1 protein-coding gene is annotated in these 1,322 nt (G+C 63.8%); it reads right to left on the minus strand.

What is annotated here, in order from left to right; genetic code table 11:
- Nucleotides 1–44: 44 nt before the first annotated feature.
- Nucleotides 45–1,223, minus strand: coding sequence for an IS481 family transposase (locus AWC03_RS24030; RefSeq protein ID WP_085243208.1), 1,179 nt, complete (start codon nucleotides 1,221–1,223; stop codon nucleotides 45–47).
- Nucleotides 1,224–1,322 lie beyond the last annotated feature (99 nt).

The following is a 1,322-nucleotide window of genomic DNA, read 5'->3' on the forward strand; positions in this document are numbered from 1 at the left end:
TGTGATGAGTCGAGTCATAGGTGACAGATGAGTCGCGTCATGGGTTACAGATTCCCCGGCCATCGGCCGGGGTTTTTGTTTTGGTTGCGCCAGTAGTTTTTGTCGGGGTCGATGGTGTGGCTGCTCAGGACGTGGTGACCGGTTTTGCTGATGACGGTGACGGTGTGGGTGGTGATGAGGATCAGGGCGGGGGTGCCGGCGTGGGGTCGGCCGATGCCGAGGTGGTGGAGGCGGCTGGCGTGGCGCAGGGTGAGTTTGCCGAATTGGTCGATGGTGTCGTGGCGGATGCGGAACTTCGCGTGGGGGTTGCCGGTGGGGGTGGCTTTGGGTCGGGCTAGGTAGGCCTGTTCGGGGGTGAGTCGGCCGGGGTGGGCGCGGTGTGCGCGTGCGGTGTTGTAGATGGTGCGAAAAGCGTCGAGCAGGTGTTGCAGGTCGGCCAGTGTGGCGGGGCGGGGGCGTGCGGCGAGCCAGCGTTTGAGGGTTTGGTGGAAACGTTCGATTTTGCCTTGGGTTTGGGGGTGGCCGGGATGCCCGTTTTTCTGGGTGACACTCAGACTGGCTAGCAGGCGTTCGAAGTCGTTGTGGCCGTGGGTGAATCGTGAGGTGTAGACCGATCCGTTGTCGGTCAGCGTAGACGCGGGCAGTCCGTAGTGGGCGGCGGTGGCGGTGAAGCTGGCCACCACGTCGGGCCCGCCGACGCGGCGGTAGGCGACACAGCACAGCAGGTAGCGGGAATGGTCGTCGAGCCAGTTGAGGATCTCGACGTCGATGCCATCAGCCAATGTCCAGTGCGTGAAGTCTGATTGCCAACATTCGTTGGGTTGCTCGGCGGCGAAGCGGTGATAGGAGCTGCGCGGCCGTTTGCGTGGTTGCGGGGTGATCAGGCCGTGATGGCCCAGGATGCGCCGGATCGTTGATGTCGACGGGACCGGCAGGCCCTGGTGGGCTAGGTGTCCTTGCAAGGTGACGGGGCCGGCGTCGAGGCCGTCACTGACGAGCTGTTTGCGGGTGAGCACGACGGCGGCAATCACCTCGTTGCTGACCGCGCGGGGGTTGCTGGCCGGGCGCCGGGAGCGGGGATCAACGGCCTCAAGACCGCCTTGGTGGTAGCGCTGCACGAGCCGGTAGATGTGTTGACGGGACATCCCGTAGGCACGGGCTGCCGCACTCACCGACAGATGACCGCTAGTGACTTCCAGGACGACCACACGCGCTTTGGACATCCGTCATGACTGTCACCTATGACGCGACTCATCGGGCATCGACACAGGTGTAACCCATGACGCGACTCATGTGTCACCTATGTCGTGAACTCACACACC

This window comes from Mycobacterium europaeum (assembly GCF_002102155.1).
Classification (GTDB): domain Bacteria; phylum Actinomycetota; class Actinomycetes; order Mycobacteriales; family Mycobacteriaceae; genus Mycobacterium; species Mycobacterium europaeum.